The sequence below is a fragment of the Moorena sp. SIO3I6 genome, assembly GCF_010672095.1.
The window spans coordinates 40569-55161 of sequence record NZ_JAAHHU010000009.1 but is presented as its reverse complement, the minus strand read 5'-3'; the positions used below and the strand labels follow the sequence as shown (position 1 = coordinate 55161).

Genomic DNA, 14593 nt, shown 5'->3' with positions numbered 1-14593 from the left:
GGTATTAACCTTAGGTTTGTCAAGTTTTCACCCACTTCGGATCAGGTATCTACCAAGCTGATAGCTGATAGCTAAAAGTTGATCGCTTTATCAACACAACCCATCAAGCTCCCAATTTTGGGTAATACAAGTGCAACAGGGAGTGATATGATATTACCAGTACTCAGTGCCATCAGACGCAGGGTTTTAGCTTGAGGGAAAAGGCAAAAGAGTACTGAGACATCTATAACATCGTATAGGTTTGATTGCCATTAATCAAACTTTATACTGCGTTGAAGACATCAGGGTAATTTGTGGAAAAAGGCTCACAAGCCACGTCTAATCCATAATTTGTGTAAAAATCTTCACAAACCCATGGCTAGCTCAGCTTTTCGATAAGCTAGTTAGGATTGGTTTAAAATTAGCATAAATACTATCTTTTTTTGGTGCATCTTGATAACCACCTAAACGCTATGTCTAGGGGACAAAACCAATTATTCAAAATCTCTATCGGCAAGACTGAGATGTTCTTAGAAAAATTGAATCAACTAGATTTGACTGTAGCATTTGATCAGCTAACACCTCGTAAACGAGAGGTCTTGAAGAAAATGTTAGCGGGCCAAAGCGATCAAGCGATCGCTAAGTCGCTACACATCACAGAAGCTACTGTCAGAAAACATGTGCAGCAGCTGTGTGAGAAATTTGAGCTGAGGAATGCACCAGGTGAACACTACTCACTCCGAAATCAGTTAATTGACCTATTTAGTCAATATCAGCCTAAGTTAGTCAATCCAGAGTTATTAAGTAAATATAAATCTTTCATCGTCCCACCGATGCCAGAGTCAGAAGGGCAACAAAAGCCAGTTCCTCTCTATGCTGACTTTTATGTCAAGCGCATTCCTTATGAAGATCAGTTGTTAGAGGCAATTGTCAAGCCTGGTGCTCTAATTCGGATCAAAGCACCCCAGCAGATGGGCAAAACCTCCGTGATTGAACGAGTTCTGGCTGAGCTCAGGCAGCAAGGTTATCAAGCTGTGACCTTAAGCTTTGAGTTAGCCGATAGTACCGTCTATAGGGACCTCGGCAAATTCTCACGGTGGTTCTGTGCCAGAGTTGGTCAGACTCTAGGGCTGTCAAATAAGTTGGATGAGTATTGGGATGATATTTTTGGATGTAATAGTAACACCACAGATTACTTTCAGGAGTATTTATTGGCAGAAATTGAAAGCCAGATAGTGCTCGTTATAGATAAAGTTGATCTGGTGTTTGAACACCCCGTTATTGCTGATGATTTTTGTCGCCTTCTCCGTGGTTGGTATGACATCGCTAGGCGGGGCGATCGCAGTAGCGCTATCTGGAAAAAACTCCGGTTGGTGATAGTACATTCTACAGAAATTTATGGCTCCTTGGATATCAATCACTCACCACTGGCTAATGTCGGATTGGAAATTGAGTTGCCAGAGTTTAGCACAGAGCAAGTACAGGAGTTAGTCAGACGTTATGGACTGAATGGGAATCCCAGACAAGTCGAGGAACTGATGGCGATGGTGGGAGGACATCCTTATCTGTTGCGGAAAGGTTTAGCTTATATTAAATATCATCATATTACCCTAGCGCAACTGTTAGAGGTGGCACCCACAGAAGCCGGACCATTCAGTGACCATCTGCGACGCCACCTAGGAAATCTCAAACAGTCTCCAGAATTGGAAACTGCGTTGGAGAAAGTGGTTCAAGCACACAGCTGGGTAACTATCCCATCGGAGCAAGCCTTTAAGTTATATAGCATGGGGTTAGTAAAGTTGCAAGGGAATAGCGTCATGCCTCGCTGTGATTTATATCATAAGTATTTTTGCGATCGCCTTTGGCAGCGGCTTGAGCCTGAGTGCTGAGTGGGTCAGTTCAGAATCCATACTTCATATAACCTTAAACCTTAAACTTACAGGAATTGGGACGCCATGGGCGAACAACCTTCAACCTACCCGAAGGGAACGCCTAGGGCCAACAACCTTGGCCAAAAGGCCACGCGTGCGCGTTCAACCTTAAATTTTAAACCTTAAACCTTAAGCCTTAAACCTACCCGACAACGGACGCCAAAGGCGAACAACCTTGGCCAAAAGGCCACGCGTGCGCGTTCAACCTTAAACAGTTAACCTTCAACCTTAAACAGTTAACCTTCAACCTTAAACAGTTAACCTTGGCCAAAAGGCCACGCGTGCGCGTTCAACCTTAAACCGTCAACCTTAAACCTTGGCCAAAAGGCCACCCTACGCGAACAACAGTTAACAAATAAAATGACCTACGAATATATATACTCAGGGACTTTACCAGCCGATGCTCTTACCTATGTTAAGCGACAAGCAGATAATGATTTATATGAAGGATTGAAGGCTGGAAAGTTTTGTTATGTATTGAACTCAAGACAGACTGGAAAATCTAGCTTACGAGTGCAAGTAATGCGCCGACTTGAAGCGGATGGGGTTGCCTGTGCAGTAATTGATTTATCCATGGATGGTACTCAGCATGTCACTCTCGATCAATGGTATGCCAATATTGTCCGCTCTCTGGCTAGAGACTTCGAGCTAGATATTAATTTACGCACTTGGTGGCGCGAGCGAGAAATGATATTTGCGGTGCGGCGATTGAGAGAATTTCTTGAAGAGGTTTTGCTCCAGCAAGTTACTCAAAATATTGTAATTTTTATTGATGAAATTGATAGCGTTCTTAGTCTCGATTTCCCAACTGATGATTTTTTCGCCTTTATTCGCGCCTGCTATAACCAACGTGTGGATAAGTCAGAATACCAACGCCTTACGTTTGCGCTACTTGGAGTAGCAACACCATCAGATTTAATTCAAGATAAAAAACGCACACCCTTTAATATTGGTCAGGCGATTCAGCTATATGGCTTTCAGTTGCACGAAGCCCAGGGATTAGCGCAAGGATTACAAGGAAAAATTAGTAATCCCCAGGATGTCCTGAAACAGGTCTTGTACTGGAGTGGAGGTCAACCTTTTTTGACCCAAAAGCTTTGTAAACTCTTGTTGGATTCTGTATCTACTATCCCCACAGGTGGTGAGTCAGAGTGGGTTGACCAATTAGTGCGATCGCAAGTGATTGATGATTGGAAATCTCATGATAATCCGGAGCATCTGAAAACTATTCGTGATCGTCTTCTTAAGAATCAGCAACGGGTTGGGCGATTACTGGGATTGTATCAGCAAATTCTGCAACAAGGAGAAATTGTTTCTGATAACAGTTCTGAGCAAATAGAATTGCGGCTATCGGGATTAGTGGTTGAAGAGCAAGGAAACTTAATAAGTTATAACCGTATTTATCAAGCTGTTTTTAACCAAAATTGGGTAGATAAAGAGTTAGCTAATTGGCGACCATATAGTAATGAAATTGCTGCTTGGTTAGACTCCGATTGTCAGGATACATCCTGTCTTCTGCGAGGACAACAGTTACAGGATGCATTAAGATGGGCGCTTGGGAAAAGCTTAAGCCATCAAGATTATCAGTTTTTGACCACTAGCCAAGAATGGGAAAAGCGAGAATTTAAAAAGGCGTTAGAAGAAATTCAACGGTATTCAGAAGCCAGACGACAAGGGAAACTTAATCCAGCCCTAGCGGCTACGACTAAGGAAACTATCTATGAGTCTCTTCAACACCTGACCCCAGAAAGTTTTAAACATATTGTTTCCAACCTTGAATTAGACTTACGAGTTTTTAATCAAACCTTATCCATGATGGATACTCTGATCGACAGAGAAGGGTTTGATTCCATTTTCAATGAAATGTTACGGTCTATCACCTTCAAAACTGGAGAGATACTCCAGGCGGATCGCACGACTATTTTTTTATTAGATGAAGCCAAAAATGAACTCTGGTCAATTGTGGCTAAGGGGGAAGGAGGAGACTCAGAAGAGATTCGGGTGCCTGCGGATAAAGGGATTGCTGGTTATGTTGCTCAAACTAAGAAAACTGTCAATATTCCTTACGATTTATATGACGATACCCGTTCTAATACTGCTAAGCAATGGGATACCAAAACTGGATACCGTACTTATACCATGCTGGCTTTACCCTTACTGGATGAACACGGAGATTTAGTGGCTGTTGTCCAATTACTCAATAAGTTAAAACAACCGCCGGTTTTAGACGCGCCCTTAGCTGATAAAATTAATACAAAAGGCTTTACCCCAGAGGATGAAGAACTTTTTGCGCAATTCGCCCGCTCCATTCAAATGATTCTTAAATCCTCTCGCTTATTTTATAAAGCAGCTCAGAAACAACGAATAGCTTCAGCATTGATAAATGCGACACAATCTCTGGGTCAAAGTAGCTTGGATCTAGAAGAAACGTTGAATAAAGTGATGAATCAGGCTCAAGAGCTAATGTCTGCTGATCGCAGCACAGTTTGGATGTTAGATGAGGAAAAGGATGAATTATGGACAAAAATAACGGTTGCTGATGGCACATTAAAAGAAATTCGGATTCCCAAAGGAGCTGGCTTTGCTGGTCAAGTTGTTACTACTAAACAGCCACTGATAATTCCGTTTGATCTCTATGACCATCCCAATTCAGAAACTGCCAAACAAACTGATAGTCAAACCGGTTATCGCACCTGTAGTTTGTTAGGGATGCCTGTGTTTAATGCCGATAATGAATTAATTGCTGTTACCCAATTAGTCAATAAAAAGAAGCAGGGCAATTTTCCCCCATACAATCCCGCCGATTGGCCTAACCCTCCCGATTGCTGGAAGGCAAGTTTTGATCGTAGGGATCAAGACTTGATGGAAGCATTTAATATTCAAGCGGGTGTAGCGCTCCAAAATGCCAAGCTGTTTAGTAAAGTCAAGCAACAACAGTTAGAGCAGCGAGATTTAGTCTTTAATGTATCTAGTGGTGTAATTTTTACCAATAAAACCGGTCAGATTATCCTAGCCAATGATCATGCTAAGGATTTTATTGGTTTAAAAGATATTGAGGAGAAGTCTTTACGGGACTTGCTCCACATTAAAGAAGGTAATTTTGCCGAATGGTTCGATCTAGCATTAGTGGCCAATAATGAAGAAGAACGTCGGCAAGATTATTCAGCTCAAACCTTAGTATCCCATAATACTCAAGCAGAGCACAGTGTGAATCTATGTATTATCTCTTGTCCTGATGCTTCTGATGTTAATCAGATTTCTACTATCCTAGTAATTATTAATGATAGTGGCGATGAGAAACAAAAACAGGAGCAGCAAAAGCTAGTGCGTAGTGTGTCTATGGTCGGCAATCTTTATGGTTGAAATTATTTCATAATTAGAGATGACGTGGCTTCAATTAAGTGATAAATTTGGATTAGAACCCAGTTATTTAATTAAATTATTTAATTCAGGGTCATGTTTGGGTATAAAACTGTAGATGCAAAATCCCTGAATCAAAAATGTCTGTATTTCTTGATTAAACTCTTGATGAAACTGTAGATGCAAAATTAATGAAAATACAAATAATCACCAATTTATAATCAATATTATCAGAGGCTTAAGAGGTTGTCTGAGAAGTCTCATTTGCTACATCCAAGCCCCCTAAATCCCCCAATTCTGGGGGACTTTTACAAGCAAATTGACTCTTGTTCCCCCCAAAGTTGGGGGGTTAGGGGGGCAAAATTCAGTATAAAAAACTTTTCAGATATCCTCTAAGCCTTTTTCCTCTGTTCTTTTATTATAAATTTCTTGATCCCTTCTAATGAAAAACATTCATGGACTTTTTTTTCGTCGTTATCAATAACTTTATACCGATATAGACCTGGGGGTCCAATACAACCATCATCTTTCACAATTAAGTCATTATAGCCAAGTTCTTTGAGTATGTCATAACAGATGTTATGCTCTTTGACATCAATTTTTTTAGTATCAACATAACACTGAAATTTTGGTTTTTCTTCAGCCTCGACTTGATCAGCTTTATGATCAACTTTTTCCTCTAGAGCTTTTACCCTTGATTTAAGATCGTTTAACTCTTCTTGCACTTACTTATTTCTCCGGAATTTAATTTCATTTATTTCATTCAATGTAAATAGAGTTTCAGTAAGTGTTTGTGATCTAAATCAACTTTTGTTCTGATCTTTATCACTGGAGTTTAGACTAATTCTCGTTTATCAGAAACTTGCCTCCCTTGAGTAGTCACATTGACTTACTCAACTGAAACCCTTGATAAATAGTCATTACAGCAATTTTTAAGGCACTTGTCTTTAGGCAGTGCTATAACGGAATTGTGTGTACGCAAGACGAGTTGAAGAGTTTGGATAATGCAGCCCTAATCCAAACTCGGCAAAAAAGACAAATATAGCAATTTTATATGCCATGAGGTACAAAGGGCTCCTCCGTTGGTCCCCCTTATCAAGGGGGACTTTGAGGTTGAAAAGTGTACCTCATAAATCCTATAAACGCTATAATCAAATCACCCAAGACTATCTCAAACGCTCTTTGGTGCTTGAGGCATGGGTTTCAATTCCTAATTACTTCAGGACTTACGCACAGACTCCATGGGTAGGGTGGACAAGGTTTTGCCCACCCTACAGGTAGATTTAAATTGAGGGATTTGCGTAAGTCCTATACTTTTTATGAAGTTTCGTTAAATCCCAAAATTTAGTCTAAAGTCCAGTGAATTAAAAATGTCCATATTTCTTGATTAAAATCTTGATTTTACTGTAGATGCAAAACTCCTGAAAAGACAAATTATCACCAATTTCAAATCAAGATTATCAGAGGCTTAAGCGTTTTTAGGTTGTTTCTCTAAATAGTCTTTGACCCCTTTTAATGTATAAAATTCAGCGACTTTCTTTTCGTCGTTATCAAGAACTTTATACCGATATAGATTTGGGGCTCCAATACAACCATCATTTTCCACAATTAACTCCTTATAGCCAAGTTCTTTGACTTTGTCATAACAGCTGTTATGCTCTTTAACATTAATGTTGTTCTGATCAACATTACACTTAAATTTTGGCTTTAGTCCAGCCTCGACTTTATCAGCTATCTGTTTTAGAGTCGATTTAATCTCGTTTAAGTCTTCTGGCACCTACTTATTTCTCCGGAATTTAATTTCATTTATTTCATTCAATGTAAATAGAGTTTCAGTAAGTGCCTGTGATCTGAATCAACTTATGGTCCGATTTTGATCACCGATATCCTATTCAAAAAAAAAACTTTTTACTCTCAATGTAAGCTATAATATTTTTCTTTGAATAGTGAATATAATCTCTTCAAAAAAGGCAAGAGGCAAGAGTTAATCAACTAGCGATGTATTACCACAGTTGACTGTCTACTGTCTACTGTCTACTGCCTGGGGGGGCGCTTGTCGCCCCCCCAGATGCCTGTGTTGTTATGGATAATGCCCAAATTAATGTGGGATAAATGGTAAGAGAAGTGATTGAAGAAGCTGGAGCTAAACTAGTTTATTTACCCCCCTACTCTCCGGAATTTTAACCGATAGAAAATTTTTGCTCAAAAGTTAAAAGTACTTTGAAAAAAATCGGAGCAAGAACCTATAAAGATTTAATTGATGGGATTACCTCCGCAATGCTGAAGGTGACTCAAGAAAATATTCATAACTGGTTTACTCATTGTTGTTACTGTACCTCATGAGTCCTATAAACGCTATATTTAATTAAGGGTCATGTTTGGTGGTTAAACTGTAGATGCAAAACCCCGGAAAAATGATACTGCTGGCGAAACATTTCTTAACATCCTGAAAGCATTGATATTCCGTGTAATTGTCGAAAAACATTTTATAGTTTTACAACTTAATCAACGGCAAAATCATTTTTTTTGATGTTAACTTATATTTCGCTAGCAGTATCTAAAATGTCTGTATTCCTTGATTAAAATCTTGATGAAACTGTATATACAAAAGTCCTGTAAATACAAATTACCACCAAGTTTTTATCAAGAAAGCCACAAACTTAAGCTTTTTTATTTTTTTTATCTAAATAGTCCTTAACCCCTTTTAATGTATAAAATTCAGCGACTTTCTTTTCGTCATTATCAAGAACTTTATAGCGATATAGATTTGGGGCTCCAATACAACCATCATTTTCCACAATTAACTCCTTATAGCCAAGTTCTTTGACTTTTTCATAACAGCTGTTATGATCTTTAACATTAATGTTGTTCTGATCAACATTACACTTAAATTTTGGCTTTAGTCCAGCCTCGACTTTATCAGCTATCTGTTTTAGAGTCGATTCAATATCGTTTAAGTCTTCTAGCACCTACTTATTCCTCTGGAATTAATTGGCTTCAGTGTAAATATAGTTTGAGTAATTGTCTGTGATCTAAATCAACTTCTGGTCTGATCTTGATCACTGACACCCTATTCAAAAAAAACTTGTTAGTTTAAATTTAATTTATATAACTTAAATTTAAGATTTGAACATAATTCCTTAAAAAAGAGCAAGAGGCAAGAGGTAAGAATTAATCAAGTAGAGATGCATCCCTACTGCCTACTCCCTACTCCCAGAATGAAAGTATATCACCTAATTGAGAACTGCTATAATGACTTGTCACTAACTTGAAACACCATCAAATGTTGGCTCGGTAAATCATTTTTGGTTTCTTGCCAAATTAAATTTACAGCTTCCATTTCTTTTTTAATTTGCTTTTGAGTCATTTTATGCAAGCCCTTAATAGGAATAAGTGGATTTTCTTTTCGATATTCCACCAGCACGACTCTCCCACTTGGTTTGAGAGCTTTAACAATTGATTCCATCATTTATTGGGGATATTCAAGCTCATGGTAAAGATCTACCATTAAGGCTAAGTCAATACTATTTTCCGGAATTTTAGGGTCAGTTAAACTTCCTAATATTGTTTCGACTTTATTAACATGGTTATCTTCTGTCAAAAAGTCAATGACGTCGATCATTTCTGGCTGAATGTCTACTGATAATACTTTTACTTGCGGTACCAACGGAGCGAATCGGAAGCTAAAGTAACCAGTCCCTGCTCCAATATCTGCAACAGTTATGTAGGTCTTAAATTAAGAGCATCAATAACTACAGAAGGTGGCTCTTGGGATTCCCTGCTAGGGCGTTCCAGCCACAACATTCCCTGATGTCCCATCACTTTAGCAATTTCTCGACCCATATAGAATTTGCCAATGCAATCTTTGCTATGAAAAGAGCGGATTTTATAGACTTCACTAGCATTGATGTTTGATTTTAGTTGCCGAGTATAGGTATAATTCGTTAGTATCAGTACTGGGATGAGTAAGACAGCGATCGCAGCTGCCAACAGATATTTCCTGAAATTTGCCATAAAAAATCGAACCACTGAAACTCCCCGATATAAGCGATGGATGCAGGTAAATTATCAATTAACTATTTACAATTAACAAATTACTAAGGGCCAGCAATAGAAAACCCCCGGCGAGTTGGTGGATTTTCCGCTAACTGCACCTTGAAAGTGACGCGATCGCTAATGTCACCGCTTTTTACCTCCAATGTCCAATCACCAGGACCCAGAGGCCAAAAGAAGGAATTGGATGAGTTGCTAGTTAGCTTTTCTCCATTCAACCACCACTCGACCGACTCAGACTTTAGCCCAGCCACCTTGAACTCTAGCCGTTGAACAGCACTGTTGCTATCTTGATCCGATTCAGTAGGGTATAGCATGTACAAATCCCCCTCCCGAGGAGACAAAATTTTTAGTTTCCCTGGCGCTAGATTTCCTTGCGGTTGTCTTGCTAACCACTCGTTGTACTCATCAGGTAAATTAACGATGTACTGGGGCGATTGCTGATTAGTTCCAACACTGGTCATCTGATAAAACGTATCGGATTGACGTTCGTAATCCTGGAGGTCGTCTGGATAGAAGTATTCCTGGACAACAGTTGGACAAGCAGGAGTGGGACGCAAACCGGAAAGGGCGCACACTGGACGTTGGACTAAACCGGGAGGAGCTTGAAACGGAGCAGGTTCTTGAGATTGATGCAGGTGTAACATAATCCGATGCCAGAGGGGAGCAGCACCAATCACCCCAGACACTTGTTCCATGGNGCAACTCCTCAGTTTGATAACTGATACAATTGTTTCAACTGTAACTCCCAAACCAACTACGAACAAAGGATCTTTTCCACATCTGCTCATCCTTTTGTAAACAAATATTAATTTCGCCAGCCGTATCTTATTAAGGGGGATTTAGGGGGATCTAAATCAGAGATTAACAAAAGTTACATGCTCCCCTAGGGAGTAGGGAGTAGAGAGTGTTGAAACCATTAATTAGCTAAACTCAAACTATAGCATTTCTAAATAGATCATGAAGCTAATTTAGCATAACACCAAAAACTCCTCCGATATCTTGAGTACTCTTCCCTATTTCCTGTTCCCTGTTCCCTGTTACCTGTTCCCTTTTTCTATCACTCCTATCTTTACATCTCAAATATAAATACTATAGGGTTTGTATTTGAGATGTAAACCTAGAAGGTTTTTTTTATTGGACAATAAAACTACGGAGCTCTTGCCCCTCTTGCCTTTTGCCTCTTGCCTTTTGCCTTTTTTTACAATACTTGTGTTGACAACCTAGATACAAACGCTATATAAATATGAGTACTAAAATCGAAACCACAAATTTTCTCAATGATCTCGATCGAGTTGCCACGGTGCGTGGTGAAATAGCTAGTTACTTGAGTCAAATCAGTAATATACTAGAACAATCGGAATCCGCAGGGGAGCAAAATTCTGGTAAATTAGGCTTGGATAGAGATATTGAAGATATTTCTAAAGCTAGTAAAAATTTACAGCAGGGGCGATTCCGACTACTGGTATTAGGGGATATGAAGCGGGGAAAAAGTACATTTATCAATGCCTTAATTGGTGAGAATTTACTCCCCAGTGATGTCAATCCTTGCACAGCTTTACTGACAGTTTTACGCTATGGTGCTCAAAAGAAGGTGACAGTGTACTTTAATGATGACACACCACCAGAAGAAATTGATTTTAAATCCTTTAAGCATCGCTATACCATCGATCCAGCTGAAGCAAAGCGACTGGAACAACAGAAGAAGTTAGCGTTTCCGAATGTTAGTCATGCCGTGGTGGAGTATCCCTTACCATTGCTAGAAAAAGGGATTGAAATTGTAGATAGTCCAGGACTGAATGATACGGAAGCGCGCAATGAGTTATCCCTCGGTTACATTAATAATTGTCACGCTATCCTGTTTGTCCTCAGAGCAACTCAGCCCTGTACTTTAGGGGAACGTCGTTATCTAGAAAATTATCTAAAAGACCGGGGATTAACGGTTTTCTTTCTAATTAATGCTTGGGACCAGATTCGGGAAAGTTTGATTGACCCGGATGATACAGAAGAATTAGAAGAAGCTGAAGATAGACTAAGGCGAGTATTTCAGGCTAACTTGGCAGACTATTGTCAGGTAGATGGCTATGATATCTATGATGAACGAGTGTTTGAAATATCAGCAATAAATGCCCTGCGCAAGCGAGTTAAAAATCCAGACGTGTCTCTTGATGGCACAGGATTTCCAGAGTTTATGGGAGCACTCAATACATTTTTAACGAAGGAACGAGCTATTTCTGAATTACGACAAGCGAGAACCTTAGCCCGTCAAGGTAGTAACCATGTTCATGAAGCTATTGAACGTCGCATCCCCTTGCTAGAGCAAGATTTAAATGAATTGAAGGAACGGATTAATTCCGTTGAACCAGAATTTAATAAACTCAAGGATATTGGTGAGCAATTCAAGGATGAAATTAAAACTGTTCGTGATAGTAAAGCGAAAGCGATCGCAGATTCCTTTCGTACCTATGTTTTAAATTTAGGCAATACCTTTGAGTCGGATTTTTTACACTATCAACCTGAACTCCGATTTATGGATTTCTTGAGTACAGGCAAACGAGAAGCCTTTGAATCCGAGTTGAGACAGGCATTTGAACGGTATATTAATGATAAATTGTCAGAGTGGAGTAAGACGGCTGAAAAAGAGATGGATGCTGCCTTTGAACAGCTATCTCGCAGTGCGGTAACCTACGGGGCTTCCTATACTAAAGTCACGGATAAAATTAATCAAAAGTTAACCGGACAAACCGTAAGACCGGTGAGTAGCTACACCACAGAAGATAACGCTCCCGCTTGGGCAAAATGGGCAGCAGGATTATTTTCCTTAGCTAGAGGTAATCTAGCAGGAGTCGCCATGGCTGGAGCTGGTTTCGATTGGAAAAATATTGTGCTGAATTTCATCACAGTCATGGGAATTGGTAGCATCATTACCTATGTTTCTGGGATTGCTCTCGGACCAGTGGGTCTAGCCTTATTAGGATTAGGAGTTGGAGTCGTGCAAGCCGATCAAGCTCGTAAGGAATTGGTGAAAGCAGCTAGAAAAGAGTTGGTGAAATATTTGCCTCAGGTAGCACAAGAGCAATGGCAACCAATTTATGATGCTATCAAAGAATGTTTTGATATGTATGAGCAGGAAGTAACTGAGCGGATGGATGATGATATTAAAGCTCGCAAAGCGGAATTAGATAATTTAATGAAGCAAAAAGAATCTCATGAAATTAATCGGGAGCAAGAATTAGCTCGGTTGAAACAGTTAGAGGCTGATGTCGCCTCCCAAGCCCAGAATGTTGAGAGCGCTTATCAGAATTTTGTGAATGCGATCGCTTAACCTTCTAGTAAGCATTCAGCTATCAGCGGTCAGCGGTCAGCGGTCAGTGGTCAGCGGTCAGCCGTTGGCTTTTGGCACCTCAAGTAGCGCATTAGCTGTTCGCTTACAATGCGATCGCTTAACGTGATACTATCGATTACCCAAGAGTAATAATTAGTCTTGGGTAATCGATAATAGAAGCAAAAACCATAACAACTACTATCCTATATTTAGTGCAGTATTTAGCATCTTGATTTACGGAAGATCTGAATCGGTATATAATTGATATTGTATACTTCTATAGTAATCCTTGCCCAGTGGCAGTTGAACAACCAGACAAAGAATTTGAGGATTGGGCTAAACAATGTAAACTTGGTAATCTCAACTCACCTATAACTGGCCAGCTTTACAAAAATCGCTTTCTCACTGTCCAAGAGTATATTGCTAGATTCCGAAGAGCTAATATTAACCAAGTTCTTCCTGATGAAGCAAAAACCATGACAGTTGAAGAAGCTCTTAAAGCTGGAAGAGTAGCAGGGATAAACATTCGCAAGCTACTGACAGATAACAGAGAAAAATTAAAAAAATGAGGTAACCTGATGACTTTGAGAACTGATCCAAAGGATGATATTACCGAAACTCTTAGGCAAATGATTGGGGATATCATCCCAATAGCCTATGAAACAGATCGTGCTGAAGCCTGTCTATCTACCTTATCTTTCCAAAGCCTAAATTATCCAGAAAGACACATTTGGATTGACACAGATGGTGATGGAATAGCAATTGATTTAGAAGATTGGCAGGATGAAAGGGAATGGGATAACGCTGTTGCTCGGATTACTGTCGAGGCTACAGCAGAAGTTGTAGATATCGTCAAAACCTGGCTTTCTGGAGAGAAATTGGACAACTATTCTAATCTTAATAAAGACTATAAAAGAGTTAATAAAATAGCGATTATCTCCAATTAATAACCATGATCAAATGCGCAAACCCTGAATTACCTGCCGTTTCAATTCCACAAATTCCAGGGTTAGCTTTGTATCCAGAGTACGAACAGCTGGCAAATCAATCATAATTTTATCCCGGATACAACCGGGATGAGCTCCCATCACATAGATACGCTGGGATAAGAACACTGCTTCTTCCACATCATGGGTAATCATCAAAACGGTAATATGGGTCTTCTGCCAAAGTCCGAGGAAGAATTCCTGCAATTCCTCCTTAGTTTGGGCATCTAAGGCTCCAAAGGGCTCATCCATCAACAGCACTTCCGGTTCATTAGCCAACGCTCGTGCGATCGCAACCCGCTGTTTCATCCCCCCTGACAGCTGTTTGGGGTAGGCATTAGCAAAGCGGCTTAGACCGATTACATCCAAATAGTAAGCAATCCGTTCTTGGGATTCCGCTTTAGGCAATCGTTGTAACCTCAGACCAAAACCGATATTATCAGCAATCGTTAGCCAGGGAAATAGGGTATAGTTCTGGAAAACCATGCCCCGATCCCGACCAGGACCTAAAACCACCTCACCATCTACCTTTACATGTCCTTTAGAGGGAGGAATTAGTCCAGCGATAATGTTGAGCAAGGTTGATTTGCCGCAGCCAGACGGTCCAACTATACAGACAAATTCATTCGCTTCAAGATCGAGATTAATATCCTTTAGCACTACCAATTCTTCCCGTCGGTGCCGAAAACTTTTGGAAATATCACACACCTGTAGCTTAGGCAAATTGTGATTATTGGTCATTTTTAAATAACCTTGAACATAATAACCTTGTCAGCTATCAGCTTAAGCGCTACGCGCACGCTACGCGAACAGCTATCAGCTATCAGCTTAAGCGCTACGCGCACGCTACGCGAACAGCTATCAGCTATCAGCTGAATACTTATCCTTCAACTTTATTAAACCTTAAACCTTCAACTTTATTAAACCTTAAACCTTCAACTTTATTAAACCTTAAACCT

14 protein-coding genes and 1 pseudogene are annotated in these 14593 nt (G+C 39.9%); 7 read left to right on the top strand and 8 right to left on the bottom strand.

Annotated elements, in window-relative coordinates:
• The first annotated feature begins 503 nt into the window (after window positions 1-503).
• Both F6K49_RS05515 and F6K49_RS05510 read left to right on the top strand, forming a co-directional pair.
• The gene (locus F6K49_RS05515) at window positions 504-1868 is read left to right on the top strand and encodes an AAA-like domain-containing protein (RefSeq protein WP_293094852.1); all 1365 of its coding nucleotides are present in this window, start codon (window positions 504-506) and stop codon (window positions 1866-1868) included.
• 402 nt (window positions 1869-2270) lie between these two features.
• A complete protein-coding gene (locus tag F6K49_RS05510) occupies window positions 2271-5273 on the top strand; it encodes an AAA-like domain-containing protein (RefSeq protein ID WP_293094848.1) in 3003 nt (1000 codons plus the stop codon).
• Window positions 5274-5662: 389 nt separating this feature from the next.
• On the opposite strand, the gene F6K49_RS05505 is transcribed toward F6K49_RS05510, so the two are convergent.
• Both F6K49_RS05505 and F6K49_RS05500 read right to left on the bottom strand, forming a co-directional pair.
• Window positions 5663-5995: a hypothetical protein gene (locus F6K49_RS05505; RefSeq protein ID WP_293094845.1), complete on the bottom strand. Its 333-nt coding sequence runs from the start codon at window positions 5993-5995 to the stop codon at window positions 5663-5665.
• 743 nt (window positions 5996-6738) lie between these two features.
• Window positions 6739-7047: a hypothetical protein gene (locus F6K49_RS05500; RefSeq protein ID WP_293094839.1), complete on the bottom strand. Its 309-nt coding sequence runs from the start codon at window positions 7045-7047 to the stop codon at window positions 6739-6741.
• A 296-nt stretch (window positions 7048-7343) separates the two neighbouring features.
• Between F6K49_RS05500 and F6K49_RS05495 the strand changes: the two are divergent.
• Window positions 7344-7613 (top strand): annotated as a pseudogene (locus tag F6K49_RS05495) (transposase); the annotation flags it as partial.
• A 317-nt stretch (window positions 7614-7930) separates the two neighbouring features.
• Here the strand turns inward: F6K49_RS05495 and F6K49_RS05490 are convergent.
• The 5 genes from F6K49_RS05490 to F6K49_RS05480 form a co-directional block, all read right to left on the bottom strand.
• On the bottom strand, window positions 7931-8239 hold the full coding sequence (locus tag F6K49_RS05490) for a hypothetical protein (protein WP_293071301.1): 309 nt from the start codon (window positions 8237-8239) through the stop codon (window positions 7931-7933).
• 278 nt (window positions 8240-8517) lie between these two features.
• On the bottom strand, window positions 8518-8739 hold the full coding sequence (locus F6K49_RS53215; protein WP_366514127.1) for a hypothetical protein: 222 nt from the start codon (window positions 8737-8739) through the stop codon (window positions 8518-8520).
• On the bottom strand, window positions 8740-8937 hold the full coding sequence (locus tag F6K49_RS53210; protein WP_366514126.1) for a class I SAM-dependent methyltransferase: 198 nt from the start codon (window positions 8935-8937) through the stop codon (window positions 8740-8742). It lies immediately after the preceding gene.
• Window positions 8938-8990: 53 nt separating this feature from the next.
• Window positions 8991-9284, bottom strand: coding sequence for a hypothetical protein (locus F6K49_RS53205; RefSeq protein WP_366514125.1), 294 nt, complete (start codon window positions 9282-9284; stop codon window positions 8991-8993).
• A gap of 83 nt (window positions 9285-9367) precedes the next feature.
• On the bottom strand, window positions 9368-10021 hold the full coding sequence (locus F6K49_RS05480) for a hypothetical protein (RefSeq protein ID WP_293094836.1): 654 nt from the start codon (window positions 10019-10021) through the stop codon (window positions 9368-9370).
• 548 nt (window positions 10022-10569) lie between these two features.
• Between F6K49_RS05480 and F6K49_RS05475 the strand changes: the two genes are divergently transcribed.
• The 4 genes from F6K49_RS05475 to F6K49_RS05460 all read left to right on the top strand — a co-directional run bounded on the left by F6K49_RS05475 (window position 10570) and on the right by F6K49_RS05460 (window position 13595).
• Window positions 10570-12648, top strand: a complete 2079-nt coding sequence (locus F6K49_RS05475) for a dynamin family protein (protein WP_293094833.1) — start codon at window positions 10570-10572, stop codon at window positions 12646-12648.
• Window positions 12635-12775, top strand: coding sequence for a hypothetical protein (locus tag F6K49_RS05470; RefSeq protein ID WP_293065563.1), 141 nt, complete (start codon window positions 12635-12637; stop codon window positions 12773-12775). Before F6K49_RS05475 ends, F6K49_RS05470 begins: the two co-directional genes overlap by 14 nt.
• 169 nt (window positions 12776-12944) lie before the next feature.
• The gene (locus tag F6K49_RS05465) at window positions 12945-13217 is read left to right on the top strand and encodes a hypothetical protein (RefSeq protein ID WP_293094829.1); all 273 of its coding nucleotides are present in this window, start codon (window positions 12945-12947) and stop codon (window positions 13215-13217) included.
• Between the two features lie 9 nt (window positions 13218-13226).
• Window positions 13227-13595, top strand: a complete 369-nt coding sequence (locus tag F6K49_RS05460) for a hypothetical protein (protein WP_293094826.1) — start codon at window positions 13227-13229, stop codon at window positions 13593-13595.
• Window positions 13596-13604: 9 nt separating this feature from the next.
• Here the strand turns inward: F6K49_RS05460 and F6K49_RS05455 are convergent, their stop codons facing one another.
• Window positions 13605-14375, bottom strand: a complete 771-nt coding sequence (locus tag F6K49_RS05455) for an ABC transporter ATP-binding protein (RefSeq protein ID WP_293094823.1) — start codon at window positions 14373-14375, stop codon at window positions 13605-13607.
• Window positions 14376-14593 lie beyond the last annotated feature (218 nt).

Excerpts from the sequence above, each read along its gene's own strand:
- F6K49_RS05470 (WP_293065563.1), top strand. The coding sequence starts at position 12,635 with ATGCGATCGCTTAACCTTCTAGTAAGCATTCAGCTATCAGCGGTCAGC.
- F6K49_RS05455 (WP_293094823.1), bottom strand. The coding sequence starts at position 14,375 with ATGACCAATAATCACAATTTGCCTAAGCTACAGGTGTGTGATATTTCC.
- F6K49_RS05480 (WP_293094836.1), bottom strand. The coding sequence starts at position 10,021 with ATGGAACAAGTGTCTGGGGTGATTGGTGCTGCTCCCCTCTGGCATCGG.
- F6K49_RS05515 (WP_293094852.1), top strand. The coding sequence starts at position 504 with ATGTTCTTAGAAAAATTGAATCAACTAGATTTGACTGTAGCATTTGAT.
- F6K49_RS05460 (WP_293094826.1), top strand. The coding sequence starts at position 13,227 with ATGACTTTGAGAACTGATCCAAAGGATGATATTACCGAAACTCTTAGG.
- F6K49_RS53215 (WP_366514127.1), bottom strand. The coding sequence starts at position 8,739 with ATGATGGAATCAATTGTTAAAGCTCTCAAACCAAGTGGGAGAGTCGTG.
- F6K49_RS53205 (WP_366514125.1), bottom strand. The coding sequence starts at position 9,284 with ATGGCAAATTTCAGGAAATATCTGTTGGCAGCTGCGATCGCTGTCTTA.
- F6K49_RS05475 (WP_293094833.1), top strand. The coding sequence starts at position 10,570 with ATGAGTACTAAAATCGAAACCACAAATTTTCTCAATGATCTCGATCGA.
- F6K49_RS05510 (WP_293094848.1), top strand. The coding sequence starts at position 2,271 with ATGACCTACGAATATATATACTCAGGGACTTTACCAGCCGATGCTCTT.